This window comes from Rheinheimera sp. NSM, assembly GCF_052380015.1.
In the GTDB taxonomy this organism is placed as follows: Bacteria; Pseudomonadota; Gammaproteobacteria; order Enterobacterales; family Alteromonadaceae; genus Alishewanella.
This window is the reverse complement of record NZ_JBQTCI010000001.1, coordinates 546,373-570,821: the sequence shown is the minus strand read 5'-3', so window position 1 is coordinate 570,821 and position 24,449 is coordinate 546,373. Positions and strand designations below refer to the sequence as shown.

19 protein-coding genes are annotated in these 24,449 nt (G+C 51.2%); 5 read left to right on the top strand and 14 right to left on the bottom strand.

Features of this window, described 5'->3' with window-relative positions; all coding sequences use genetic code 11:
* Positions 1-123 precede the first annotated feature (123 nt).
* The 4 genes from ACTZWV_RS02515 to ACTZWV_RS02500 form a co-directional block, all read right to left on the bottom strand.
* Positions 124-663, bottom strand: coding sequence for a PEP-CTERM sorting domain-containing protein (locus ACTZWV_RS02515; RefSeq protein ID WP_444785026.1), 540 nt, complete (start codon positions 661-663; stop codon positions 124-126).
* A gap of 211 nt (positions 664-874) precedes the next feature.
* Positions 875-1,900: an L-threonine 3-dehydrogenase gene (tdh, locus tag ACTZWV_RS02510; RefSeq protein WP_305552201.1), complete on the bottom strand. Its 1,026-nt coding sequence runs from the start codon at positions 1,898-1,900 to the stop codon at positions 875-877.
* 15 nt (positions 1,901-1,915) lie between these two features.
* The gene (locus tag ACTZWV_RS02505; RefSeq protein WP_444785025.1) at positions 1,916-3,112 is read right to left on the bottom strand and encodes a glycine C-acetyltransferase; all 1,197 of its coding nucleotides are present in this window, start codon (positions 3,110-3,112) and stop codon (positions 1,916-1,918) included.
* Between the two features lie 137 nt (positions 3,113-3,249).
* A complete protein-coding gene (locus tag ACTZWV_RS02500) occupies positions 3,250-3,897 on the bottom strand; it encodes a TetR/AcrR family transcriptional regulator (RefSeq protein ID WP_444785024.1) in 648 nt (215 codons plus the stop codon).
* Between the two features lie 118 nt (positions 3,898-4,015).
* On the opposite strand from ACTZWV_RS02500, the gene coaD reads away from it, so the two are divergent.
* Together coaD and ACTZWV_RS02490 are read left to right on the top strand one after the other, a co-directional pair.
* A complete protein-coding gene (gene coaD / locus ACTZWV_RS02495; protein ID WP_444785023.1) occupies positions 4,016-4,498 on the top strand; it encodes a pantetheine-phosphate adenylyltransferase in 483 nt (160 codons plus the stop codon).
* The gene (locus ACTZWV_RS02490) at positions 4,495-5,892 is read left to right on the top strand and encodes a capsule assembly Wzi family protein (protein WP_444785022.1); all 1,398 of its coding nucleotides are present in this window, start codon (positions 4,495-4,497) and stop codon (positions 5,890-5,892) included. Before coaD ends, ACTZWV_RS02490 begins: the two co-directional genes overlap by 4 nt.
* Before the next feature lie 27 nt (positions 5,893-5,919).
* Here ACTZWV_RS02490 and ACTZWV_RS02485 read toward each other — a convergent pair whose 3' ends face one another.
* Genes ACTZWV_RS02485 through nagK form a run of 5 tightly spaced genes read right to left on the bottom strand, consistent with a single transcriptional unit; the run spans position 5,920 to position 11,388 of the window.
* Entirely contained in the window at positions 5,920-6,999 is a 1,080-nt protein-coding gene (locus tag ACTZWV_RS02485) for an acyltransferase family protein (RefSeq protein WP_444785021.1), read from the bottom strand.
* A complete protein-coding gene (gene nagP / locus ACTZWV_RS02480; protein ID WP_444785020.1) occupies positions 6,999-8,291 on the bottom strand; it encodes an N-acetylglucosamine MFS transporter NagP in 1,293 nt (430 codons plus the stop codon). The genes ACTZWV_RS02485 and nagP overlap by 1 nt, the downstream gene beginning before the upstream one ends.
* Positions 8,292-8,326: 35 nt before the next feature.
* Positions 8,327-9,442, bottom strand: a complete 1,116-nt coding sequence (nagA, locus tag ACTZWV_RS02475; RefSeq protein WP_444785019.1) for an N-acetylglucosamine-6-phosphate deacetylase — start codon at positions 9,440-9,442, stop codon at positions 8,327-8,329.
* 22 nt (positions 9,443-9,464) lie between these two features.
* On the bottom strand, positions 9,465-10,463 hold the full coding sequence (gene nagB-II, locus ACTZWV_RS02470) for a glucosamine-6-phosphate deaminase NagB-II (RefSeq protein WP_444785018.1): 999 nt from the start codon (positions 10,461-10,463) through the stop codon (positions 9,465-9,467).
* A 10-nt stretch (positions 10,464-10,473) separates the two neighbouring features.
* Complete coding sequence (gene nagK, locus ACTZWV_RS02465; protein WP_444785017.1) at positions 10,474-11,388, bottom strand: N-acetylglucosamine kinase; 915 nt, start codon at positions 11,386-11,388, stop codon at positions 10,474-10,476.
* A 344-nt stretch (positions 11,389-11,732) separates the two neighbouring features.
* On the opposite strand from nagK, the gene ACTZWV_RS02460 reads away from it, so the two are divergent.
* The gene (locus ACTZWV_RS02460) at positions 11,733-14,324 is read left to right on the top strand and encodes a family 20 glycosylhydrolase (RefSeq protein WP_444785016.1); all 2,592 of its coding nucleotides are present in this window, start codon (positions 11,733-11,735) and stop codon (positions 14,322-14,324) included.
* 46 nt (positions 14,325-14,370) lie between these two features.
* On the opposite strand, the gene ACTZWV_RS02455 is transcribed toward ACTZWV_RS02460, so the two are convergent.
* Entirely contained in the window at positions 14,371-15,084 is a 714-nt protein-coding gene (locus ACTZWV_RS02455) for a SapC family protein (RefSeq protein WP_444785015.1), read from the bottom strand.
* A gap of 318 nt (positions 15,085-15,402) precedes the next feature.
* Here ACTZWV_RS02455 and ACTZWV_RS02450 point away from each other — a divergent pair, with 318 nt between their 5' ends.
* Entirely contained in the window at positions 15,403-16,458 is a 1,056-nt protein-coding gene (locus ACTZWV_RS02450; protein WP_444785014.1) for a sulfite exporter TauE/SafE family protein, read from the top strand.
* An 11-nt stretch (positions 16,459-16,469) separates the two neighbouring features.
* Here the strand turns inward: ACTZWV_RS02450 and ACTZWV_RS02445 are convergent, their stop codons facing one another.
* From ACTZWV_RS02445 to ACTZWV_RS02430, 4 genes are all read right to left on the bottom strand, one after another.
* Positions 16,470-18,029, bottom strand: coding sequence for a tryptophan halogenase family protein (locus tag ACTZWV_RS02445; protein WP_444785013.1), 1,560 nt, complete (start codon positions 18,027-18,029; stop codon positions 16,470-16,472).
* A 12-nt stretch (positions 18,030-18,041) separates the two neighbouring features.
* Positions 18,042-18,740: a SapC family protein gene (locus ACTZWV_RS02440; protein ID WP_444785012.1), complete on the bottom strand. Its 699-nt coding sequence runs from the start codon at positions 18,738-18,740 to the stop codon at positions 18,042-18,044.
* 28 nt (positions 18,741-18,768) lie between these two features.
* On the bottom strand, positions 18,769-20,316 hold the full coding sequence (locus ACTZWV_RS02435) for a tryptophan halogenase family protein (RefSeq protein WP_444785011.1): 1,548 nt from the start codon (positions 20,314-20,316) through the stop codon (positions 18,769-18,771).
* 84 nt (positions 20,317-20,400) lie between these two features.
* Positions 20,401-22,953, bottom strand: a complete 2,553-nt coding sequence (locus ACTZWV_RS02430; protein WP_444785010.1) for a TonB-dependent receptor — start codon at positions 22,951-22,953, stop codon at positions 20,401-20,403.
* Between the two features lie 455 nt (positions 22,954-23,408).
* Between ACTZWV_RS02430 and ACTZWV_RS02425 the strand changes: the two genes are divergently transcribed.
* Complete coding sequence (locus tag ACTZWV_RS02425; RefSeq protein ID WP_444785009.1) at positions 23,409-24,434, top strand: LacI family DNA-binding transcriptional regulator; 1,026 nt, start codon at positions 23,409-23,411, stop codon at positions 24,432-24,434.
* Positions 24,435-24,449: the final 15 nt, after the last annotated feature.

Genomic DNA, 24,449 nt, shown 5'->3' with positions numbered 1-24,449 from the left:
CAGACAGCCAGTTATTCAGCAAAAGCACGGTTATCGCCCCATATCACAGCATTAGCTCAATGCTGTGCCGAAGGTTGGCGTGTAGGCGAGCCGGCACCTTGCAAAAAAAGCTGACAATGCCAGCTAAACCATATTTTGACGGCGCTGACGTAACAATAAGCCTCCTGCTGAAGCAAACAGCAGCCATATAGTCGCCGGAGCGGACACTACCGAGACCTGGCCCGGGCTAAAGATATCTGACACAGTTAACTCACCGCTGATAAAATTAAACATGGTAAACTGCGGCGGAAGGCTCTGGTCATTCAGATCGAAAAAGCCCTGAAACGCCATGGTCATGCCAACATCGGTAACATCAAAGCTGATGAATTCGAGACCGGCATAAAGGTCTTCTGGGTTAAAGCCAACACTGACAAAGAATAAGCTGGTATCTATTTCAAAACCGAACAGGGTGAAACTTTCCCAAGCTAGCAAGTCGCCGGTGCCGGGGAACCATTCATCAAGGTCGTCAGTATCAAAACTGATGGCGCCAATGCTAATGATTTCACCGCCGGCATCTTCTGCAAGAAATTCTTGCGTCAGTATGGGGCCAGCCTGTGCCGGCTGCGACAAGGTGACAGCGCTGAGCAACAGTACAGACAAAGCGATAAGGATGGACTTCAACATGGATTACCTCTTAATTTTGTTATTGATTATGTAATATGCAATTGCTTGCAAGTTAGCCAATGCATAAAGTAATCCAATTGTTAATGCTGAATAAATTCAATAGCTTAATTAGTTTTAATCTTTACTTTGTAACGCGCAGCCCAAGTTGCTGTATAAAAAGCAGACAATAAAAAAGGCGAACCGGAGTTCGCCTTGTTGCTATGCTGGCTGATTATGACCAGTTTAATACCACTTTGCCGGACTGGCCGGAGCACATAATGTCGAAGCCTTCCTGAAAGCGCTCCATCGGCAGCTCATGCGTTACCATGGGTGTTAAATCCAGCCCGGACTGAATTAAGCTGGCCATTTTGTACCAGGTTTCAAACATCTCACGGCCATAAATGCCTTTAATTACCAAGCCTTTAAAGATCACTTTGTTCCAGTCCACCGCCATATCAGAAGGCGGAATACCCAGCATGGCAATTTTGCCACCGTGGTTCATCGTATCCAGCATGGCGCGAAACGCCGCCGGTACACCGGACATTTCCAGGCCCACATCAAAGCCTTCTGTCATGCCCAACTCTTTCATTACGTCTTTTAAGTTTTGCTTACTAACATCCACCGCGCGGGTGGCGCCCATTTTCAGCGCCAGTTCCAGCCGGTATGGGTTAACGTCGGTAATTACCACATGACGGGCACCCACGTGGCGTGCCACTGCCGCGGCCATAATGCCAATGGGGCCGGCGCCGGTGATCAGTACATCTTCTCCGACTAAATCGAACGACAAGGCAGTATGCACGGCATTACCGAACGGGTCGAAAATAGCGGCAATATTATCCGGAATATTATCCGCCAGTTTAAAGGCGTTGTAGGCCGGAATAACCAGATACTCGGCAAAAGAGCCGGCACGGTTAACCCCTACCCCTATAGTGTTGCGGCATAAATGCACCCGACCGGCGCGGCAGTTACGGCAGTGACCACAGGTAATATGGCCTTCGCCGGAGACACGATCACCAATGCTGAAACCGCGCACTTCCGAGCCCATGCCTTCTATTACACCCACATATTCGTGGCCCACCACCATACCGTGCGGAATAGTGTTTTGCGCCCACTCGTCCCATTTGTAAATATGCACGTCGGTGCCACAAATGGCGGTTTTTTTAATGCGGATTAACACATCATTCGGGCCTACTTGCGGCTTATCAACTTCGGTTTGCCAAATGCCCGGTTCTGCTTTTAACTTTGCTAATGCTTTCATTTTCACGCCCCGCCCTTATGCGATCACGCCCATGTCTTTACCAATACGGATAAAGGCATCAATTGCCTTATCCAGTTGCTCTGTTGTATGTGCTGCTGAAATTTGTGTGCGGATCCGCGCCTGGCCTTTTGGCACTACCGGGAAAGAGAAACCCACCACGTAAATGCCTTCGGCCAACATGCGTTTGGCCATTTCTGCGGCAACTTTGGCATCGCCCAGCATTACCGGAATAATGGCGTGGTCTTTACCGGCCAGAGTAAAACCGGCGGCAGACATTTTTTCGCGGAAGTAATTCGCGTTATCCCACAGCTTAGCGCGCAGCGCATCGCCGGAGGCCAACATCTCCAACACCTTAATAGAGGCGGTAACAATAGACGGCGCTAAAGAATTAGAGAACAAATACGGCCGTGAACGCTGACGCAGCCATTCAATCACCTCTTTCTTACCGGAGGTATAGCCACCGGACGCGCCGCCCAGGGCCTTACCCAGGGTGCCGGTAATAATGTCAACGCGGTGCATTACGTCGCAATATTCATGGGTGCCGCGGCCGTTTTTGCCAACAAAACCCACAGCGTGGCTGTCATCCACCATCACCATAGCGCCGTATTTATCGGCCAGATCGCACACAGCTTTTAAGTCGGCGATTACGCCATCCATCGAGAATACGCCGTCGGTGGCAATCAGCTTAAAACGCGCGCCATCGGCATCAGCTTGTTTTAATTGCGCTTCCAGCTCACTCATATCGTTATTGGCGTAGCGGTAACGCTTAGCTTTACACAAACGCACACCGTCAATAATAGAAGCGTGGTTCAGCGCATCAGAAATGACAGCATCTTCGGCGCCTAAGATCGTTTCGAACAAGCCGCCGTTGGCATCGAAGCAGGAAGAGTACAAAATGGTATCTTCAGTGCCTAAAAATGCGCTGATATTTTGCTCCAGCGTTTTATGAATATCCTGGGTACCGCAGATAAAACGCACAGACGCTACACCAAAACCATGGCTTTGCAAGCCCTGCTGCGCGGCGGCAATTAAATCCGGGTGATTGGCCAAACCTAAGTAGTTATTGGCACAAAAGTTCAGCACTTGTTGGCCAGCAACGGTAACGTCAGCACTTTGCTGTGACGTAATAATACGCTCTGCCTTGTACAAACCTTCTGCTTTTACATCGTCTATTTGTTGTTGTAGATGTTGCAGAAAAGCGCCATTGCGCATAAAGCCTCCTGTTACGGGGTGAGGGTCAGAAAAACGGCGCCATTGTAAAGCTTATAGCGCAAGGCTGCAGCGCTTTTACGTTAACTTAAGCGCTGTTCAGACCTGCTGCTGTAAAGTTTAGCCTACAAAGGCCGGCGTTAAAGCGCCAGCGCCTCATAATGCTGCTGCAACCGGCTAATCCGCGGTTTCGCTTGTTCAGTGGCATAGGGTTTAAACAACAGCAGCACCTTTAACACGCCCTGATACACGCTGGCCTGATCGATCTCTTTATGCGGTGCCTGGGTTTTCAGGTAGCTGATCCAGAAGGTCACTAACAATTTGATACTGTGCGCAAGGTCGGTAATATCCTCATCATCGATCTGGATCACGCCGGATTGCTTCAGCGCTTTGAGCACCGCAATAACCCGGCTTAATACGCCGTGTTGCACCTGCAGATAATCTTGTTGCAAGGCCGGATCGCGCGCCAGAATGTCGGGCAAATTGGCATAGAAGAAATGAAAACGCCACATTAACTCAAACACTGCATCCAGATAGCAGGCCAGCGCATCCAAAGCTTCAGCCTTATCCGACGGCGGTTTAATGCGGGTTTCCAGTAATTTGGCGTACTCTTTAAAAATCTGCCGTACGATGTCTTCTTTATTGCGAAAGTGGTAGTACAAATTACCCGGACTAATACCCAGATGCGCAGCGATATGGTTAGTAGTAACCTGGCGCTCACCCACCTGATTAAACAATTCAATGCTGGCTTGCAGAATTTTATCTTTGGTTCTTAACTTTTTTTCCATCTGCTAAACAGGCTTATTCTTAGCGAAATTAATTTGCTATAGTAACGCCAAATTGATGAAAAACTCCAGTAGCAGGCCGGACATGGCGTTGCTCTTGCCAAGGAAAGCTCGCAATACAATGAAAATTAAAGCAATTTACCCCGGCACCTTCGATCCGCTAACCAACGGCCATGCTGACTTAGTGCAGCGCGCTGCGCGCATGTTCGATAAGGTGATAGTCGGCGTTGCTGCAAACCCGAGTAAACAACCGCTGTTTAGTCTGGATGAACGGGTAGCTCTGGCGCAGCAAGCCTTTGCCGGTATCAGCAATGTCAGCGTTATTGGCTTCTCCGGTTTGCTGGCTAAATTTGCTGAAGCTCAATCCGCGCAGGTGCTGCTTCGTGGTGTGCGCGCAGTCGCCGATTTTGAATATGAGTTTCAACTGGCCAGTATGAACCGCCAGTTAAACCCGGCGCTGGACAGCATTTTTATGACACCGTCGGAAAAAAATACCTTTATCTCTTCCACCTTAGTCAAAGAAGTATGCCGCCACGGCGGTGATGTCTCCAGCTTTGTGCCGGCTCATGTTGAAGTTGCGCTGAAAACCAAATTAAAACTATGACCTTTAAACCCTCTTTATTAACTGTACTGTTGTTTGCACTGCCCGCAACAGCAGCGCCCTGGGTAGATACCACAGATAACTACCTGCGTCAGTCGCTGCAAACCCTGGCCCACGCCGGTGTATTAACCGGCCCGGTAAATACCTACCCGTTAATGTGGAAAAATATCGCGGTTGATTTGGCGGTAGCAGCAGAACAGCCAACAGAAGAGTTGCGCTTTGCCCTGGCGCATGTCCGCGCCGCGCTGAATACCAACCAGGCGGGCTATATTGCCGGCATTAAGCTCAAAGCCAGCTCGGATCCGTCGCTGTATCAAAGCTTTGGCGAGAGCTATTTTGACAAAGCAAGCGCGACTGTATTTAAAGAATATTTGGGCGATAACTGGGCGGCTAAAACACAGCTGAATTATCGCAAGCTTGAAGATGGCAGTAATGAACAGGAATTGACGTACGACGGCAGCTACCTGGCCTTTATTGCCGGCAACTGGGTACTGGCGCTGGACCAGCAACCGTTGTGGTGGGGCCCGGGCCAGCAAACCTCGCTACTGGTTAGCAATAACGCACGGCCCATTCCCTCGCTACGTTTAGGCCGCCACAGTTGGCAGGCCAGCGACAACATGCTGTTTAGCTGGTTAGGCCCGTGGAGCTTTACAGCCTTTATTGGCCAGGGCGAACACAGCAGTACGCCACGGCAAATTAAACATTTTGGCGCCCGCTTCAGCGCGCGGCCACTGCCGCAGCTGGAACTGGGCTTATCCCGTGTTAGCCAATGGGGTGGCGATAGCCTGGATAATGGTTTAGGCGCCTTTGGCGATATGCTGCTGTTAAACGATGATGACAACGCCGACAACCTGGCTGCCATCGATCTGACGTTTCACACCAGCTTGTTTAATCAGCCTTTCAGCTTTTACACTGAGTTAGCTGACGATAACGGTGGCAGTAAGCTGAGCAAGCCGCTGCAACTGTACGGCGTGCGCAGTTTTTTTGGCAGTGCCAGTGCAGTGCATACGCTGAATCTGGAATGGTCAGACAGTTATATCCGCTGTGAAGAGCAGGCCACTGCCGGAAACTGCGCCTACGAAGGTGACATTTATCCGCAGGGTTACCGCCGCTATGGCCGCGTACCAGGCAGTGGCTATGGTAGCGACGCACAGGTGCTGTCTGCCGGTTACCGCTATCAAACCTTTGATGGTTATAGCTGGGCGCTGAGTTTATTGCGGGGTGAGTTCCTTGCCGCCGCGTCTGATATTAAAAACTGGCAACTGCGGCTGGAATACCGCCAACCGTTGCTCAAAGGCTTGCTCAGCGTTGAGGGTCGGCTATTTGATAAGTCGCCACAACCGGAACTGCGCATTAAACGCGGCAGCCTGGCTGTAACCTGGGAATACCGCTTCTGAATGGTGTTCAACCCGCTGCCTCCGGCGCTATAACTTAATAATGATATTGCGCCGGTACAATAACAGCGACAGCCACCAGAACCATACCACATGCAATAAGGCAAACAGCAACGAGGCCGCTTTAGGCGCAAACACCTGCGCCAACAGCTCAAAGCTGTATTGGTACAGATTGCTGCCGGCCACAGGAATTAACGCAGCCGATACCGCCCATAACCAGGCCAGAATATAAATAAACAGCGGATTACTGCCATACACGATCAGTGGTTGCAGCAAAGTACGCCGATGGCGTACATCGCACAACCAGACCAGAGCCGCCAATATCAGCAGCAGTATCGCAACAGACAACAACACATAGCTGCCACTCCACAGCGCTTTATTTACCGGCCAGAACATACTGCACAACCATGCCGCTAACAGCAGCACTAAGGCCGCGTTTAGCAACCAAAGCGCACCGGCTGGCGCACTGCGCATTTTAAGCTGTGCGGCGGCATAGTAACCGGCCAGCACAGACACCACCGCCGGCAATGAACTGAGTAAACCTTCCGGGTCAAAGGCGATGCCAAAGCCCTGATACAGATGCGCGCCGCCAAGCAGATACAAATCCAGCTGCAATACCGCATTACCGCTCAGGCTGTAAGGCTCGGTGCTGCCAAAGCCGAGCAATAAACCCCAATACAGCAGCAAAATGCTGCCGGCCAGTACTGGCAAATAGCGGCCTTTAAGCAGCAACACCAGCACTGCCGCCACGGCATAACACAGCGCAATGCGCTGTAATACGCCGAAAATACGCAGCTCTGCCAGAGCCGTAGTAAACGGGAACCAGTTTAACAACATGCCAATGCCAAACAGCAGCGCACTGCGTTTGGCAATGCGCGCCAAGGTTGCCATATTCAGTTCTGCGTGGCGCAGCGAGTAAAACATCGCCGCCCCTACTACAAACAAAAACGCAGGAAACACGATATCGGCAAAGGTGAAGCCATCCCAGCGCGCATGCAATAGCGGGCTATACACATGCTGCCACGAGCCTGGTGTATTGACCAAAATCATCAGCGCTATTGCCAGGCCGCGCAATGCATCCAGCGCGTAAAATCGTGTACTGCTTTGCATTATTTCCAGCTGGTCAGTTTGTGGCCTTTAAGCGCATAGAACAAAATAAATACATAGCAGGGCAGCATAACAATATAAGCGCCCTGTTGGCCGAGCGAACTGCCGCTGGCCAGCCCCCAGAACAGCGGACCAAAAGCGCCACCGGCGATACCCATAATCAGCAATGCTGAACCAATACTGGTTAACGCCCCTAAGCCGGATAAAGCCAAAGGCCACACAGCAGGCCAAACAATGGCATTGGCCAACCCGAGTACAGCAATAAACAACAGGGTATCCGGCAACGCCGTGCCACCAAAAGGCACCAGTACGGTATTGGCAATAGCGTAAGATGAGCTGTCGCCCAGCACTATTGCCAGTGTCAGCAACACCCCCAGTACCGCAGATACCGCCAGCGCGGCTTGCTGTGACAACAACCGCGGGATCAATAAAATACCCAGCACATAGCCCAGCACCATACAGCCCATAGTGTAGGACGTCATCACGGTATAGCGCTCCACCCCCAGCGACAGGGCGAATAAACCGATGGTGTCGCCGGCAATAACTTCAACTGCGACATAGACAAACAGCGCCAGCACACCCAACACCAGCCCTGGCTTAGCCAGTACGGCTTTGATTTGTCCGGCTTTATTCTCGTCACCGCTCTCCTTGGCCAGTTCCGGCAGCGGTGAAAACTTCACTGCCAGTGCCAATAAGCCCAAAAATGCCGCCAGGCCTAAATAAGGCAGGACTAAACGTGCCGCCATATCGTCAATTTGGGCCGGCGTTAATGCCACATCGGCAGCAACCACAAAGCTACCGGCCATCAGCGCAGTAAACACTATCGGTGCTACTACACCGGCAGTTTTATTAAGAATGCCCATAATACTGATCCGCACCGCTGCCGTTTCTTCCGGACCAATTTTTACCACATAGGGATTTACCGCCGTTTGCAGCAGTGTCTGGCCGGCACCGATAACCAGCTGCGCCAATAAAAACAAGGCAAAGGTTTGTGTCTGGGCTGCCGGAATATACAACAAGCCGGCCAGCATCATGGTGGCCATACCCAGCGCCATGCCATTTTTATAGCCGACTTTGCGGATCAACCAGGCCGATGGCAGCGCAGTAAAGGTTACTGCGATATAAAAGGAGAATATGACCAATGACGCCTGCAGCGGTGTCAGCTGCAGCATCTGTTTCAGATAAGGCATTAAAGAGCCATTCAGCCAGGTAGCAAAACCCAGCACAAAAAACAGTATCGCTACTATTACCATCGGCAGCAGGCTGCTGCGCCGCTGCGATTGTTCAGCTGTCATTTCCATATTCCTTCCCCGTTGTTGTTATCATTATATTAAGCGTTAAATAGCGGCCGGCCGTTAATCCAGCTGGCCTGTACCTGCCAATCGTTATCCAGTAGCACTAAGTCTGCCTGCGCACCTGCCACTATGCGCCCTGCGCTGTGACGGGCTAAAAATTGTGCCGGATACAACGACGCCATCCTAAGCGCTTCTTCCGGCACAACACCCAGGGAATCGATGGCATAACGCACGGCGCCGGCCATATCCAATACCGAGCCGGCCAAACGACCGTCGGCATCGGTCAGTTTATCGCCGTCGCGCTGCACTTTGCCGTCAAACAAATCGAACTCGTTGTCGGTGGTACCCACCGGTGACATGGCATCAGTAACAATCATCAACTTGCCTTTGGCCTTAGCCGCCAGCGCCACTTTGGCAGCAACCGGATGCATATGGTGGCCATCAAAGATCACGCCGCACCAACTGTGCGGATCGGCCAAGGCTACACCCACCATACCCGGTTCACGCGATGTCAGCGGCGACATGGCATTATATAAGTGGGTAAAGCCGGTGGCGCCGGCGTCCAGCGCAGCCTGCACTGTGGCGGCGTCTGCATTGGAATGGCCAAGGCAAACAATCACATTCAGTGCCACTAACTGGCGGATTTGCGCCGGGCTGATGTTTTCCGGCGCCACTGTTACCAGCTTAATGCCAAGATCGGCTCGGCCGTAAATTGTCAGCTCTGCCGCGCTCAGGTGACGAATATGCTGCTGTGGATGAACGCCCTTTTTCGGTACCGATAAATGCGGCCCCTCAAAGTGTACGCCGATAATACCGGGTTCAGCATCAGCAATAGCTGAGGCAATAACATCGGCGGCTTGCTGCATTACCGCTACACTGTCGGTGATCACCGTAGGCAGCATAGCGGTAGTGCCAAAACGGGCATGCGCCTGCAGCATAGTGCGCAGCGTCTGCCGCGTCGGTGCGGTATTAAATAAGGCACCGCCGCCGCCATTAACCTGGACGTCAATAAAACCCGGCACCAGGGTACCCGGTTGCACCGGGCCCGCTGACGGCGTGATCGCCTGAATAACACCATCTGTTATAGCGACGCTGACATTGTCGAACCAATTTTCGCCGTCAAACAACCGGCTGACACTTAACTGCTGCATGTGCTGTTTACCGTTAGTTGCGTTATACCGTTTTCGTGACTTTATTCAGGCCCGGTGGTGCATCCGGGTCAATGCCACGGCTGCGGGCGACCACTTCAACATCCAGATAAAACCGCTGCAGTAACAATAACGGCAACACCCGCGGATGTGCTGCTATGTCGCTGTGATGCAGCTGCACTATAGCAGCGCCGCGGCTACGTACATCTTCTACCTGCGCACGGTGCGCGCTGATGCTCTCATCATTAATACTGACATCGACAATAGCAAACTGGTTTTTTACCAGGGTGACCGGGCCGTGTAAAAACTCGGCACTGGAAAACGCTTCTGCATGAATGCCGCACACTTCTTTTAACTTCAGCGCAATTTCACGCGAAATGGCATAACCCAAGCCGCGGCCCAGCACTACCAGGTGCGCTACCCGCTCCAATGCCTGCGCTGTAAGCTGCTGCGGCAACGCTATCGCAGCGGTTAAACTTTGCGGTAATTGTTGCACCGCCTGCTGCAATGCCTGATTGCCTGACCACACCGACACCAGTTGCAAGATGGCACTTAAGGTAGCCAGATAACTTTTGGTGGCCGCCACGGCCTTTTCCGCGCCGACATGCAATGGCAAGGTGTAGTGCGCCAGCTCTGCCAGCGGCGACGTGGTGTCGTTTACCAAGGCCACTACCATGGCACCGCTGCGTTTGGCCATTTCTACCTGAGCCAGAATATCCGGGCTGCGACCGGACTGTGATATCACCAGCACCAGTGCATCCGCCAGCTGCAGTGACTTGTTATACACGCTGGCAATAGAAGGTGCCGCCGCCACCACCGGCAGGCCAACCTCTATTTCAATTAAATACTTGGCAAATACCCCGGCATGGTCGGAAGAGCCGCGCCCTACCATATAAACAAACTTGGGCGCGCGCTGACGAATTTGCTGCACAACCTGCTCTACCATGGCCTGGTTGGCTGCCAGTTGTTCGGCGATACGTTGCGGGGCTTCTCTGGCTTCAAGCGCCATAATACTGTTGCTCATTACTTCCTACCTATAACGACATAGCGATAGATTGCGTTTGATTGCGCGAACGGGCAAACCAAACAGCTCCGAGTTCCGGCGTTTGCAGTGCCGGCGTAACCTGTTGTTGTACTTGCGCGGGTAAATAAGGTAACAACTTGTGTGCCAGGCCACCAATAAAAGATAACCGCGGCGGTTGAATACTCAGCAAGCGGTTGGCAATGGCCGCAATAAAGCCGGCGCCTTGCTGCACCAGTTGCAATGCCGTTTCATCACCGGCTTCGGCGGCAACAAATACTAAGGGCGCAAACTTAGCATAAGTTGTTGGCGTTGCATGCATAAAATGCGCAACCAGTTCCAGGCTGTTAGCGGCGGCCAGCTCCTGCAACAGCAAATCAGTTAACATGGTATCCGGCGCCAATTTATCCAAACTTAACAATACCTTATGCAGCAGTTGCATACCAAACCAGGCACCGCTGCCGTTATCGCCATAAGGAAAACCATGGCCGCCCACTTCAACCAGCTGACCGTTCACTTCTGCCAAACCACAGGAGCCGGTGCCGACTATAATGACGGCACCATCGTTGCCCTGATGCGCCCCCATACAGGCAATATGCAAATCGCTGGTCAGGTGCAGCGTTTTAAACGGGTGCTGCCAATCAGAAAACAGCTGAAAATACTGCGGTATATTCAGCCCGGCCAACCCGGCACCGGCAACCAGGCGCGACATATCATTAAATGTCAGTCCGGCACAGCTTAATGCTTGTTGGGTAGCCGTTAAAATAGAGTCGGTCGCAACTTTCATGCCGCGTAGCGGATTAGCCGGGCCGGACAAACCTTCACCTAAAATTTGCTGATCCGACGATACAATAACAGCGCGGCATTTACTGCCACCGCCGTCTATCCCCAAATACAAAGGCGTATCGGCCTTCAGCATTGCTTTCATCCCTATAACCTCGTCACAAGTAATGCAGCCGGCTACTCTGGCCAACTGCGAAGTGGTCAATACTCAGCGCTGTAGATTTAATCAACAAGCAAGCGAATTGACAGCGTTGTCATTTTTTAAATTCAGCATATAATAATTCTGACAAATAACAAGTGTCTTGTTTAAAAATCAAACGGGCATTTTGCCGGTTTGCGACAGATGCATAAATAAATAAGATTTTAATCAGCAGTTTAGCGAAGAGATCTGAGCTGTTAAGCTGAAGAATAAAACCACAACGCAGTAACAAATACTGCCGGCACGGTGCTGCAACAGCAAACACCGGCCAAAATAAAGGGGAGCATGTTATGCCATTACTCAGGGTACTGTTTTGTCTGTTGTTGACCTGCTGTTGTCAACCAGCGCTGGCAGCAGCGTCATTTACGCAACAACAACTGGCTGATTTTGCCAACGACAGCAGCCTGGTGTTCAGTGTGCTGTCGAACAACTTAGCAGAGCCCTCGCGTTTCAGCGCGGCGATTACACTGCACAACGGCTCCGGCCAGACACTGCCGGGCGGTAAGTCAGACTGGCAAATTTACTTTCACTCCATCCGCCGCATTGACACCATACAGCAACAAGGCCTGATACTGCAGCATGTTCAGGGCGACCTGCACCGGCTTAGCCCCGACAGCAGCTTTGCCGGTTTGGCGCCCGGCAAGCAACTGCGGATAAGCTATACCTCAGCGCCCTGGGTGGTGAGTTACAGCGACTTTATGCCACGTGCTTTTATCACCGCCACAGGGCTGACACCTGCAGTATTTGCCAATACCGATACCGAACAGCTCAGCCAGTTTGTTACCCCCATTACTACGCCACAACAGCAATTACGTAACAGCGGTACGGCCGATTTAGTGCCGGTTGTTACCGCCGCCACGCGTTTTGCCCACAACGCTAAGCTTAATGTGCACGGCAGCGCAGCGGATATCGCACAGCGGATTATCCCCACCCCGCTGCAAGCTAAGTTCAGTAAACACCGCCTGACGCTGAACACGGATTGGCACATCAGCTACAGCGGGCGTTTAACCGGCACAGCAACTTATTTGCAGCAGCAATTGCAGCAGCTGGGCCTGTCACTGCAAAGCAGCACAGACAGCAGTGTTCAGCACACGCGGCAGATCCGTTTATCGGTAGACAGCAGCTTGCCGCTGGCAGCAGAGGGGTATCAGCTGGAGATTAAAGACAAACATATCAGCCTGATTGGTAAAGATAATGCCGGGGCGTTTTACGCGGTGCAGTCGTTGCTGGCATTAGCTCAGCAAACGGACAACCGCATACAGCTGCCACTGGGTAAGGTGGCTGATCAGCCACGCGCGCCCTGGCGTGGTATGCACTATGATATGGCACGCAATTTCCACGGCAAAGACGTAACCTTGCGGCTGATCGACAACATGGCGCGCTATAAGCTGAATAAGCTGCATCTGCATTTAACCGAAGATGAAGGCTGGCGGCTGGAAATACCGGGCTTACCGGAGCTGACCGACATCGGCGGCCAGCGCTGCTTTGACTTAACCGAACAACAGTGTTTACTAACCCAGCTTGGCACCGGGCCACATAAAACCGGCTCCGGCAACGGCTACTACAGCACCGCTGATTTTATTGAAATTTTGCAATATGCCGCCGTGCGGCAGATTGAAGTTATTCCGGAAATTGACTTACCGGGCCACGCCAGGGCGGCCATCGTGGCGATGAAAGCTCGCTATAACCGCCTGCAGGCACTGGGCCAGCCGGAAGCCGCCGCACAGTATTTATTATCAGACCCGGATGACAGCTCCCGCTACCTTAGCGTGCAAAACTATACCGACAGTTCGGCTAATGTCTGCCTGGCCTCTACCTACGCCTTTGTTGAGAAAGTGGTGTACGAGCTGCAGCAGATGTACCGCAGTGCCGGGGTAAAGCTCAATACCTTCCATATGGGTGGCGATGAAGTGGCGGCCGGCTCCTGGCTGGGCTCGCCGGCCTGTCAGCAATTGTTTGCCACCGCGGACAACGGTATAGCCGGTGTCGCTGATTTAAAGCCGTGGTTTGTCAGCCGCGTCGCAGAAATTACCCATCGTCGCGGCCTGAACCTGGCCGGCTGGGAAGATGGCTTAATGTACGATCAGCAAAATACCTTTAACCGTAACCAGTTTGCCAATGACAAGGTGATTGCCAATGCCTGGGATAATATCTGGGAATGGGGCGTTGCCGACCGTGCTTACCGGCTGGCTAATAACGGCTATCAGGTGGTGCTGTCACCCGGCACGCATCTGTACTTTGATCATCCGCATGAAGCACATCCTCTCGAGCGCGGCTACTACTGGGCTACCCGCTTTAGCAGCATCGACAAAGTGTTCGGCTTTATGCCGGATAATCTGTATGCCAATGCCGATACCACACGGGACGGTGCGCCTATTGCAGATTTGGAAGCACTGGTTGGCCGCGAAATGCCGGCACTGCAACAAGCGCAGAATATTCTCGGCATCCAGGGCCAGCTGTGGAGCGAAACTGTCCGTACCGCTGAGCAACTGGAACAGATGATATACCCCAGAATGCTGGCGCTGGCCGAACGGGCCTGGCACAAAGCGGCGTGGGAGCAAAGCAACAACCTGCAACAGGCTCAGCAACAGCGGCAACGAGACTGGCACAGCTTCGCAGCACGGCTGGGGCAGATTGAGCTGGCCAGGTTAGCCAACAACGGCAGCAGTTTTTATCTGCCACCACCCGGAGCAATAACAACCGCAGCAGGTATCAAGGTGAATAACGCCTTGCCCGGTCTGTATACCGAGTTCAGTACAGATCAGGGTGCAAGCTGGCAGCCTTATCAGGCCCCACTGGCAATTGCCACTAAACCGCTGTGGTTACGCAGCCGGCATCAGGCGGTACACAGCAGAACAGTAGAAGTAACAAACGGCGGGTAGTAACAATACAACAGGTAACAGCCTTCGCTGTTACCTGTTGCCGCGCTTAACTGGCGTCAGCGATTTTCTTAACCAGTTTTTGCGTATGTTGTAATGACATCAGATGGGCATAGATAGCAGTGAGGAAACCATTTTTACGCAGCTCAACAAACACCTCATCGCTAAGCTCGTTCAGTTTCTTCTCATCCAGCAGATGAATACCGTTAATCCGGCGCTCTTCACCGTTGACGTTTAATGTCAGCACTTGCTCTTTAATCAGCTCAAGCTCTTGTAGCCTGGCAACAAAATTACGTGTAATTTGCCCCAGTTCAAGGTATTCGGCCATCTGTTGCTTACGATGGGTTAAAAACTCGCTTTCAGCGCCATCGGCGTTAAACAGTGCATTACCTTCTGTCTGGCCAACACGCTCTGAAGATTCATCCAGAGCCACCAGCAAACGCTCACTTTCCGCTTTATCCTGTACCAACACCAGCGGGTAGTTACGCACTGCACGCGGTACATATAATGCCTGCCATTTATCATCCTGCATAAACAGGTTTTGTTTGGCCGACAGCCCCAGCATTACCACCGGCTGATAGGTATTGTTTTCGCTGTTTTTAACAAACACGATAGGAAACTCAGCACCCGCCACCACAAACTCATGCACCACCACCGGCAACATATGCTCGCTGCTGATATGAGAAAAAGCGTTGTTATTATTAATTTTGGTATCTGCGTGCTGTTCCTTGTTTAACGGCACAATCTTTGGAGTTGAAGTCATAAAACTGCTCTTTATTTTAGTCATTAATGTGAGAAGTGCTGAGGGCGTTGATGTTGTGTCCCCTGATTGCCATCAGCAGTGCGGCCTTATCATGCGCTAAGTCGGCAGCAGGATCAACAGCCACACCGGTGCAAACTACCGCAGATGAGCTAATCGGTTATCTGCCATCAGCTTTTTGTCATTCTGCCGTTTTTAACATTACTGTTATTCAGCATTATTTTTTATTTTAACGCCGCAGCGTAGCGCTTTGTTACTGGTCAAACAGCCCGGAACCCGATATAACAAAGCAACAAATTTAAACCGGCAGAGACCGCGTACATGCAGCAAAAACTGAAACAGCATTTGTGGATCTGGTTACTCTGGCTGGTCGGCTTTTATGCGGTCTGGTTATATCTGGTTATTGGCTTAGGTTACTGGCCTGAAGCCAAAGCGCACTGGCCAATCGCTGTTGCTATGGCGATAGGTAGCTATGCGGCCGGCTCTACGCCGATGGGCGGCGGCACTGTGGGGTTTCCGGTGCTGGTGTTGCTGTTTGAATTGCCCGCCACCCTGGGGCGTGATTTCAGCTTTGCCGTGCAGGCCATCGGCATGACCAGCGCCAGCATCTTTATTTTGGCGCGGCGCCAGCCCATTGCCTGGGCCATGCTCAAAGGTGCCATGCTTGGCAGCTTAATTGGCACGCCGCTGGGCATCTGGCTGATAGCGCCTTATATTCCGGGTTTATGGATTAAACTGGTGTTTGCCGTGGTCTGGGCCAGCTTTGGCATTTTGCATCTGTATCGTGTTAACGAGATTGCCGGCCACAGCGGCATGACCGAATTTAACGAAAAATGGGATTTTAAAGTTGGCTGCTGGATTGGGTTATTATCCGGCGCGGCCGTGGCCTCGGTTACCGGCGTTGGCATCGACATGGTGCTGTATACCGCCCTGGTATTGCTGTGCCGCACCGATTTAAAAATTGCCATTCCCACCTCAGTGATCATTATGGCCTTCACCTCAGTGCTTGGCGTTATCGTAAAAAACCTCAGCACCGGCATGCAACCCGGCGTATTTGAAAACTGGCTGGCCGCCGCGCCCGTTGTCGCATTGGGTGCCCCGCTGGGGGTATTTATCGTCGCGCTGATTGGCCGTAAACCAACATTGTTAGTCGTGGCGTTTTTATGTGTACTGCAGTTTTTCTGGACCATGCATTCCGAACGCGCCAGTTTAGGTCTCAGCGGTATGCTGTTATCCACGCTGGCGGTAGGCATTTGTTTATTGGGCTTTGAACAACTGCGGCGCTGGGGCGCAAAACTGGTGGGCGAGCGTAGTGCCACGGCAGAACACAAGGTCGCCGATAAGCAAGGCGCTATTGCTGCGGCCGGCAGTAAATAAGCCTGCCGGCGCTACAATTTAGGCAGGCCGTAGCGGTACACCTTATCGATTAACTCACGATGCGTCGGCAATTGCTGTTGCAACAACGCTGTGGTGCGGTCAATTTCGGCAAACAGCTGTTGCGCGCGGTGTTTATCCGGGTAACTGCTGAGGTTGTGGCTTAGGTCGGTATTAAACTTCATGCCATACAAAACAAACAGATAGCTGTCGAGCACAAAGGGTTCAAACGCGTAGTCAAAATCGTACTTACCGGGTGGGTGCAGCCGCCAATGCGCCAAACGCTGCTGCAGCGAAGCCGGAATCGACCTGTCGGCACAGTTGTCCACCCAATAAGCCGTGTCACGACGCTGACTGATACAATAATGCAATTTGATAAAGTCGATGCTTTTATCCCAGCGCAGTTTAAAGGTGTCGTTGAATTTTTTCTCGACGAAACCCAGCGCGGCCCGGCTACGTGGAAACTGCTCCGCCAGCATATTGGCCGCGGCTTCTATCAAAAATATTGCCGACGCTTCCAGCGGCTCAATAAAGGCAGCCGACATACCAATAGCCACACAGTTATGCTGCCAAAACTGCTGCCGGTAACCCAGCTTCAGCTTTATTTTGCGCGCTTCCAGCCCCTCTGCCTGCTCTCCTATATGTTGCCGCAATATCTGCTCTGCCCGCTGATCTGTGCTGTGCGCACTGGAATAAACGTAACCGACACCACGACGGTTATGTAAACCGATATCCCAGGTCCAACCGGCTTCATGTGCTGTGGCTATGGTATGGGTAGCAATGGGCCAGTCTGCTGTCGGATAAGGCACCTGCATCGCAAGGGCGGTATCGTTAAAAATAACATCATTGATGCTGTGCCAACCTACGCCTAACGCCTCGCCTAACAACAGCGCTTTGCTGCCGGTGCAATCGACAAAGAAATCGCCGTTAATCTCGCCATGGCTGTCCGTCAATACCCCGGCAATGGCACCACAGGGATGCAAACGCACTTGCTGCACATTGGCGGCAATAAAGCGTACCGCCAGTTTCTCTGTGCAGTGTTTCTTCATAAAAGCGGCAAACTTCACCGCATTAAAGTGATAAGCATAATTTTGTAGTGCTGCATAAGCCGGGGTAGTAATTTTTTTCGGTGCCAGCCCCAGCCGGCAAATACGGCTTTGCGATGCCACGGCTAAATCATAAGGTAATTCAGAGGCACCCTGCAGCCAGTACGGTGCCAGATTAAAATCATAGGATGAATGGAACACCGCACTTAACGGATGAAAATAACTGTGTGTCTCGCCTGCGGCCGGTGTGTGTTGCCAATTAACAAACTCAGCGCCCTGCTTGAAGGTGGCATCGCATTCACGCATAAATTCGCCTTCATCCACGCCAACGCTCTGCAAGGTTGTGCGCATGGTCGGCCAGGTACCTTCGCCGACGCCGATAATCGGAATATCCGGCGATTCAATCACGGTTATTTGCACGCTGCCAGCTGTGCCGGCATTAAGCTTTTTCGCCAGTATCGCCGCGGTTAACCAGCCCGCAGTGCCGCCACCGACGATAATAATGTCGTCCAAAGTGGGTTTTAACATAGCCTTATTCCTCTATTGCGGTAAGCGGCCGACCAACAACGGCAGTTGGCTCATCGACATCAACACCGCATGTACGGCCAACAAACCATTATTGGCGCGCAGTGACAGCCATTGCTCCGCCGTCAGTTGCGCCAGCCGCTGCTCGTTTATACCGTACAGTCCGGTCAGATCATAAGGCTCAGCCCCTTTGGGCGTTAGCGTTAAGGTTCGGGCCACTAACAGCTCAAGCTCGAGCAAGCGGGCAATAAATTGCTGCGTTAAAGCGCTGCTTTGCGCCAGGGCAATGGCAAAACGGGCCCGCCGCTGCAGATAATCCGTGGCCTTGTCAGCAACGAATAAAGCCTCACCACCTTGTTGATTAAACAGCGTACTGCCGGCATCAACGGCAACAATATAATCACCGGATTGCGCCTCAGACTGTACCGCCAGCAACGGATAATTGCGTACCGCCAACGGTATATAAGCGGCCTGCCAGCCGGTTGGCTGCCAATACAAATTCTGCCCGGGTTGCAAACCGGTCAGGGCACAGGCCCGAAACTGCCCGGTAGCGCTGTCTTTAACAAATACTATCGGGAAACTTACTGCCGCAGCGGCAAATTCAGTAACTTCCAATGGCAGGATATGCGCAGTTTGGCTATGGGAAAACAGCAGATCTTCGCGCAATTTGTGCTGCTGATGTTGCTGGCTGTCCAGCGCAACTATGTTAGTCATTATTATTATTTCCGCTTAACATCTGCCTTTAAAGCGCAGAAAAACCATACTGATAAATTTTTGCCAGCAGCTCGCGCTGGGCCGGTAGTTGCTGCTGCAGTTGCTTTGTCAGCAGCTGTACACGTTGAAAATACATCGCGGCTTTGTCACTTTGCCGGTAGCGCTGCGGGTCGGCCAGTTGCTGCTTAAAACCCATGCCGTATAACACATATTGGTAGCTTTCCATCGGAAATGGTTCGTACACATGGTCGAAGTCATAGGCACTGACAGGCTGAGTTTGCCAGCTTTGCAGTAAATCCTGTAGTGATTGGGGTATTAATGGCGTTGCCCGCGCGGCTTGCCAGAACGGCTCTGTGCGGCCGGACAAGGCATAATGCAGTTTGATAAAGTCGATAGTTTTTTGCCAGCGAAATAAAAACGAGCGGTTAAATTTACGCTCAGCCAGTGGCAGGTTTTGCTTTAGTGCCGGCAGCTGATCAGCCAGCATATTGGCTGCTGCCTCAATCAGAAAAATTGCCGATGCTTCCAACGGCTCGACAAAGGCGGCAGATAAGCCCACCGCAGCACAGTTTTTATGCCAGAACTTTTCCCGATAGCCAACCTGCATTGCCAGCTTTCTGGCATTGAGCGACTCTGCAGCAGGGCCAATATAACGGCGCAAGGTTTGCTCTGCTTCATCGTGTGACACATGGTTGCTGCTGTACACATAGCCAACACCGCGACGATTGGTTAAACCTATATCCCAAATCCAGCCCGCCGCCTGAGCAGTAGAGTGGGTACAGGCATTGAGCGGCGAATCCGCCGCCGGATGTGGCACCTGGATTGTCACGGCATGGTCGGCCAATAAAGTGTCGGCGACAGAGCGAAAACCCACGCCCATTGCCTTACCCAATAACAGGCTTTGAAAACCGGTGCAATCCACATAAAAATCGGCTTGCTGCGTGCCGGCCGTGTCGGTAACAACCACGGCGATGCTACCATCACCAGCCAGGGTAACATCCAGCACATTAGCACTGATAAACTGCACCCCCAACTTTTGCTGCGCATGCTGTTTTAGCAGTTCGGCAAATTTGCCGGCATCAAGATGATAAGCGTAATTAAGAACCCCTTCATAGGGTTTGTTAGTGATTTTTTTCGGCGCCAGCCCAAGCTCTGCAATCACGCCCTGGGCGCTTACTGCACTGGCGTAAGGCAGATTGTCGCCAGCATGGTCCTTCAGCCAATAGGGTGCCAGATTAAATTGCGTTGGGTCGCTGACGGAAGTAAATAAATGATGATAACTACCCGGCAACTCGCTGTGCTGCCAGTTGATAAATTTGGTGCCTTGCTTAAAAGTGGCATTGCAGCTGCGCAGGAAGTCGTCTTCTTTTATGCCCAGCCTTTGTAACGTTGCCCGCATAGTGGGCCAGGTGCCCTCACCCACGCCGATAGTAGGGATGTCGGGGGATTCTATCAGGGTAACACGAATAGCGCCTTCTGCGGCGCTGTTAAACGACTGTGCCAGATTGGCCGCAGTAAGCCAGCCGGCTGTACCACCGCCAACCACCAGCACGGAACGAATTGCCTCTGTTTGCATACTGCAACCTTTAAAAACGCAACTGTTTTACGTTACTACAAAGCAGAAAAAAAGGAAGGCAAATGCCTTCCTTTCTTATCATGATCAGAAGCGATAAGACGCTTTTAGCGCATAACGCCGACCATTTTCTGTAATAACCCGCACCGTTTCTGCGCCGGTGCTATGACGCTGATAGGTAATTTCATTGGTCAGGTTAATACCTTCAAGTGATACATCCAACTGATCGGTAATTTTGAACACGAATGACGCATCGAGGAAATCCTGCGCATCAAAAGAGTCGCTACCGTTACCCAAAGCTGTACCTTCAGCAAAGAACTCGCTGCGGTTGGTATAAGCCAAACGGGCAGAGAACATATCATGCTCATAATAACCGGTTACGTTAAACTGGTTACGAGATGAGCCCGGCAGAATAATTTTTTCACCGTTGTCAGTCTCACCGGTTGCGTCAACGTAGGTATAGTTGAACAAAGCACCGAAACCATTACCAAAGTTAGTTTGCCACTGGAACTCCAAGCCTTCAATTTTACCGCCACGGCCCTGGTCCGGAATAGAGACTTCATATTCACCCGGCACCGGTACATCAACTAAATCTTCAATAATCTTTTTCGTGCTGATAAAAGAGGCAATATCTTTATTAAACACCGCAAAAGACAATAGTGACGACTCGTCGTAGTACCATTCCAGACCAATATCCATTTGCGTAGCACGGAACGGATCTATCGCCGGGTTACCCCGGGCAGCTTGTAAACGACCGCTGTCTGGTGGTGTATCCGGTAAACCTTTATAGCCCGGCGCCAGTTGGCTGTAGCCGGCTCGGGTCATTACCTTGGCGGCCGACATCCGTAAAATCAGGTCATCTGACAGATCAATGGCAAGATTTAAACTGGGCAGAAAATCGCTGTAATCACCTTTAAATGAATCAATATCAGTCAAGTTACCGTTGTAAGCGCGACCATCAGTTTCGGTTTTCACATAACGTACACCAACATTACCACGGTAGTTATCGCCGGAAAAATTACCCTGCACATAGGCAGCATACACATCTTCAGTCACAGAACTGAAGTTAGCACGTTGCTCATTCCAGGCAGTTACCGAGTTATTCAACGCATTCCAATATGCTTTACCATCAATTTTGACATAGCTGGTTGGTGAGCCACTTGCCAGTACACCATCAAAGTCTTCCAGTAGGCCATCGGCAAACTGGCCGATATTGGTAATGCCGTGATCACCTAATACAGCGCCATAAGAACGATAAGTAAATTCATGTGAACGAATCTTCACACCGGTTTCAATACTTTGAATGGCGCCAAAATCCACATCCAGTTTTAAATCGGCCTGGGCATAGGTCTCTTCGTCTTCCAGCGCAGTGCGGGCCATTGAGCCGTCCTGAAAGTCCTGCCAAGATGCATCACTCAGGCTTACGCCGTTTGGCGCCAACAACATAGAATTTGCCAGATCCATGTTTACATCAACCGTAATGCCGTTAGTACCGTTAATGGGTTGGCCCCATAAACCGTTGGCATTGCCACCGTTACCACCGTCGGCAGAGGTTTTACCGATCACACCCGATAAGGTGTAATTGGCCGCTTCATAATCGACACGCAAGTCCAGTACATCACTGGTCATTTCAGCATTACGGGTGTTAGTGTCCTGTGCTAACCAGGCTGCGCGCGTAACGGTACCGGTTAAAGGTAAGCCGTTAGGTGCTACGCGGCCACTGGTATTGGTCATAAAAGCCGGATCAGCACCAATAACTAAAAAGTTTTGGTTGGTATTAAATGCATCTAATTTGGTACGAAACGCATGTAAGGTAAAGCCTAACTGCTCAGTCGCCTGAAACTGTGCCGTAATATCAAAAGCGTCACGCTTACGGTCCTGATCAAAACCGGCAATACCGGCAGCTGACCAACCCTCTTCCCAGTAGTTTTCTGCTTTACGGCCACGACCAATCTGCTCCAGTGTTGAAATCATACCGAGCACACCAAAGGTTTCGTCGTCATTTTTCCAGCTGTATAACGCAGAAGCACCCAGCCCGGTGTCATCTGCCAGAGAATTCTGGTTCGCTTCAACAGAAGCAAACAAAGTGTTGCTGTCCAAATCGAGTGGTTTGCGGGTATGCAGAATTACGGTACCGCCAACGCCACCCTCATCCAGCGATGCTACCGGCGATTTATATACTTCAAGATCTGAAATCATCTCTGATGGCATCAAATCCATATTAAAACTACGCTTATTTGCGCCTTGAGAAAACCAGGAAGTAGACGCCACAAACTGGCCGTTCATTTGTACTTGAGTTAATGTCGGGTCAACACCGCGAATGGACACTTCTGCACCTTCACCAACAAAGCCGCGGTTAATGGCAACACCGGCGATACGTTGTAACGATTCAGCGATATTTTTATCCGGAAACTTACCGATATCTTCCGATGTAATCGCATCAACAGTGGCCACTGCATAGCGCTTCACATTGAGCGAGGCTTCCTGCGAAGCTTTAATGCCGCGCACCTGAATCACTTCTACTTGTTGTTCTTTTGCTGCTTCATCAGCAGCGAACGCTGGCATCGTTAATGCGGCACTGCCCACTAACAAACTCAGTTTCACTGCTAAGGCACATTTATTTATTTTATTGTGCTGCATATGCTTCTCCCGTTCCTGTTCTGTAATTTTGTTGTCTTATTTCCCGGACACCTTAATGACAACGCTGTCATTGAAATTTAACATACACAAAAAATTTCGCCTTTGCAAATCCAATTCGACGAAATTTTAAACGAATATTGCAAACTGCAGCTGTCAGTCTACTACAAGCTAAAGCGGTTTTAATGGCTTAAGCTCCGGTTGTCACCAACGGTGAGAATAAATAAATATCGTTTAATATCAACTATAAAGTAGTTACTCTTACTCTCCGCTCAATGCAGGTTGTATAAATAGCCATTTATTTCTGTAATTAATATTTGCCGTTTGGTCAAAAAAGAGGTATCCATTAGTTCAATTTGATCTAATTAATGACCAGCGCTGTCATATTTATACTATGACTTAATAAAGAACGCGCTATTATCGTCATTTCAGCCATTTTCGGGGGCCCGGAAAACGCCATGAAAGTTACCATTAATGATGTAGCCCGCCACGCCGGCGTATCGATTAAAACGGTGTCCAGGGTAATGAATAATGAGCCATCAGTACGCAAGGATACCTGCGACAAGGTGATGGCGGCCATTAACGAGCTGCAATATCAGCCTAATGCCGCGGCACGTAATTTAGCCAGCAACCGCTCATTCAGCATCGGCTATATTTACGACAACCCCAATGCCTACTATGTTATTGATATGCAGCGCGGCTTACTGGATGCTTGCCGTAAACACGGCTACGAACTACTGATCCACCCGACTAACGCCAAATCACCCGGCATAGTGCAGGAGGTAATAGATTTGGTGCAGCAATCGCGGCTGGCAGGGTTGGTACTGACGCCGCCGTTTTCCGAAATGCCGCATATTGCCGAAGCGCTGGAAAGCATAGGCGTGCATTTTGTGCGGATTATTTCCGGCTCAACGCCGTCACCGAAACTGAGTAATTGTGTATTGGTGGATGACTTTACTGCGGCATTTAAAATAACCACCCACTTGCTGGAACTGGGCCATACCGATATCGCCTTTTTATGTGGTGATGAAGAACACAGCTCCAGTGGCGAGCGCTTAGCCGGCTATCAAGCCGCGTTGGCCAAACGTAATATTGCGCCAAATCCGAAATTTATTGTGCCGGGCAGCTATTCATTTGAATCCGGTGTGCAAGGCGCAAAACAACTGATGGCGCTGAGTAAAAAGCCTACTGCTATTTTTGCCTGTAACGATGAAATTGCCGCCGGTGCACTATTCAGTGCCAGGCTGATGAACATTGCTATTCCACAGCAATTGGCAATAGCCGGCTTTGAAAACAGCCCGTTTTCGCGCCAAACCTGGCCGCCGCTAACCACAGCGCACCAACCTAACGTGACCATAGCGCAACAAGCGGCAGAGCTGTTATTCCGTCATACCAAACCCAATTCCAGTAAGACGCTGTCAGACAAGCAGCCGGTATTTATCCCCGAGCTGGTCGTACGGGAGTCTACCGCTGTCAGTGAGTAATAAAAAAACCGCACT

Coding starts and splice junctions, on each gene's coding strand:
- ACTZWV_RS02515 (WP_444785026.1), bottom strand. CDS start 663: ATGTTGAAGTCCATCCTTATCGCTTTGTCTGTACTGTTGCTCAGCGCT.
- tdh (WP_305552201.1), bottom strand. CDS start 1,900: ATGAAAGCATTAGCAAAGTTAAAAGCAGAACCGGGCATTTGGCAAACC.
- ACTZWV_RS02505 (WP_444785025.1), bottom strand. CDS start 3,112: ATGCGCAATGGCGCTTTTCTGCAACATCTACAACAACAAATAGACGAT.
- ACTZWV_RS02500 (WP_444785024.1), bottom strand. CDS start 3,897: ATGGAAAAAAAGTTAAGAACCAAAGATAAAATTCTGCAAGCCAGCATT.
- coaD (WP_444785023.1), top strand. CDS start 4,016: ATGAAAATTAAAGCAATTTACCCCGGCACCTTCGATCCGCTAACCAAC.
- ACTZWV_RS02490 (WP_444785022.1), top strand. CDS start 4,495: ATGACCTTTAAACCCTCTTTATTAACTGTACTGTTGTTTGCACTGCCC.
- ACTZWV_RS02485 (WP_444785021.1), bottom strand. CDS start 6,999: ATGCAAAGCAGTACACGATTTTACGCGCTGGATGCATTGCGCGGCCTG.
- nagP (WP_444785020.1), bottom strand. CDS start 8,291: ATGACAGCTGAACAATCGCAGCGGCGCAGCAGCCTGCTGCCGATGGTA.
- nagA (WP_444785019.1), bottom strand. CDS start 9,442: ATGCAGCAGTTAAGTGTCAGCCGGTTGTTTGACGGCGAAAATTGGTTC.
- nagB-II (WP_444785018.1), bottom strand. CDS start 10,463: ATGAGCAACAGTATTATGGCGCTTGAAGCCAGAGAAGCCCCGCAACGT.
- nagK (WP_444785017.1), bottom strand. CDS start 11,388: ATGAAAGCAATGCTGAAGGCCGATACGCCTTTGTATTTGGGGATAGAC.
- ACTZWV_RS02460 (WP_444785016.1), top strand. CDS start 11,733: ATGCCATTACTCAGGGTACTGTTTTGTCTGTTGTTGACCTGCTGTTGT.
- ACTZWV_RS02455 (WP_444785015.1), bottom strand. CDS start 15,084: ATGACTTCAACTCCAAAGATTGTGCCGTTAAACAAGGAACAGCACGCA.
- ACTZWV_RS02450 (WP_444785014.1), top strand. CDS start 15,403: ATGCAGCAAAAACTGAAACAGCATTTGTGGATCTGGTTACTCTGGCTG.
- ACTZWV_RS02445 (WP_444785013.1), bottom strand. CDS start 18,029: ATGTTAAAACCCACTTTGGACGACATTATTATCGTCGGTGGCGGCACT.
- ACTZWV_RS02440 (WP_444785012.1), bottom strand. CDS start 18,740: ATGACTAACATAGTTGCGCTGGACAGCCAGCAACATCAGCAGCACAAA.
- ACTZWV_RS02435 (WP_444785011.1), bottom strand. CDS start 20,316: ATGCAAACAGAGGCAATTCGTTCCGTGCTGGTGGTTGGCGGTGGTACA.
- ACTZWV_RS02430 (WP_444785010.1), bottom strand. CDS start 22,953: ATGCAGCACAATAAAATAAATAAATGTGCCTTAGCAGTGAAACTGAGT.
- ACTZWV_RS02425 (WP_444785009.1), top strand. CDS start 23,409: ATGAAAGTTACCATTAATGATGTAGCCCGCCACGCCGGCGTATCGATT.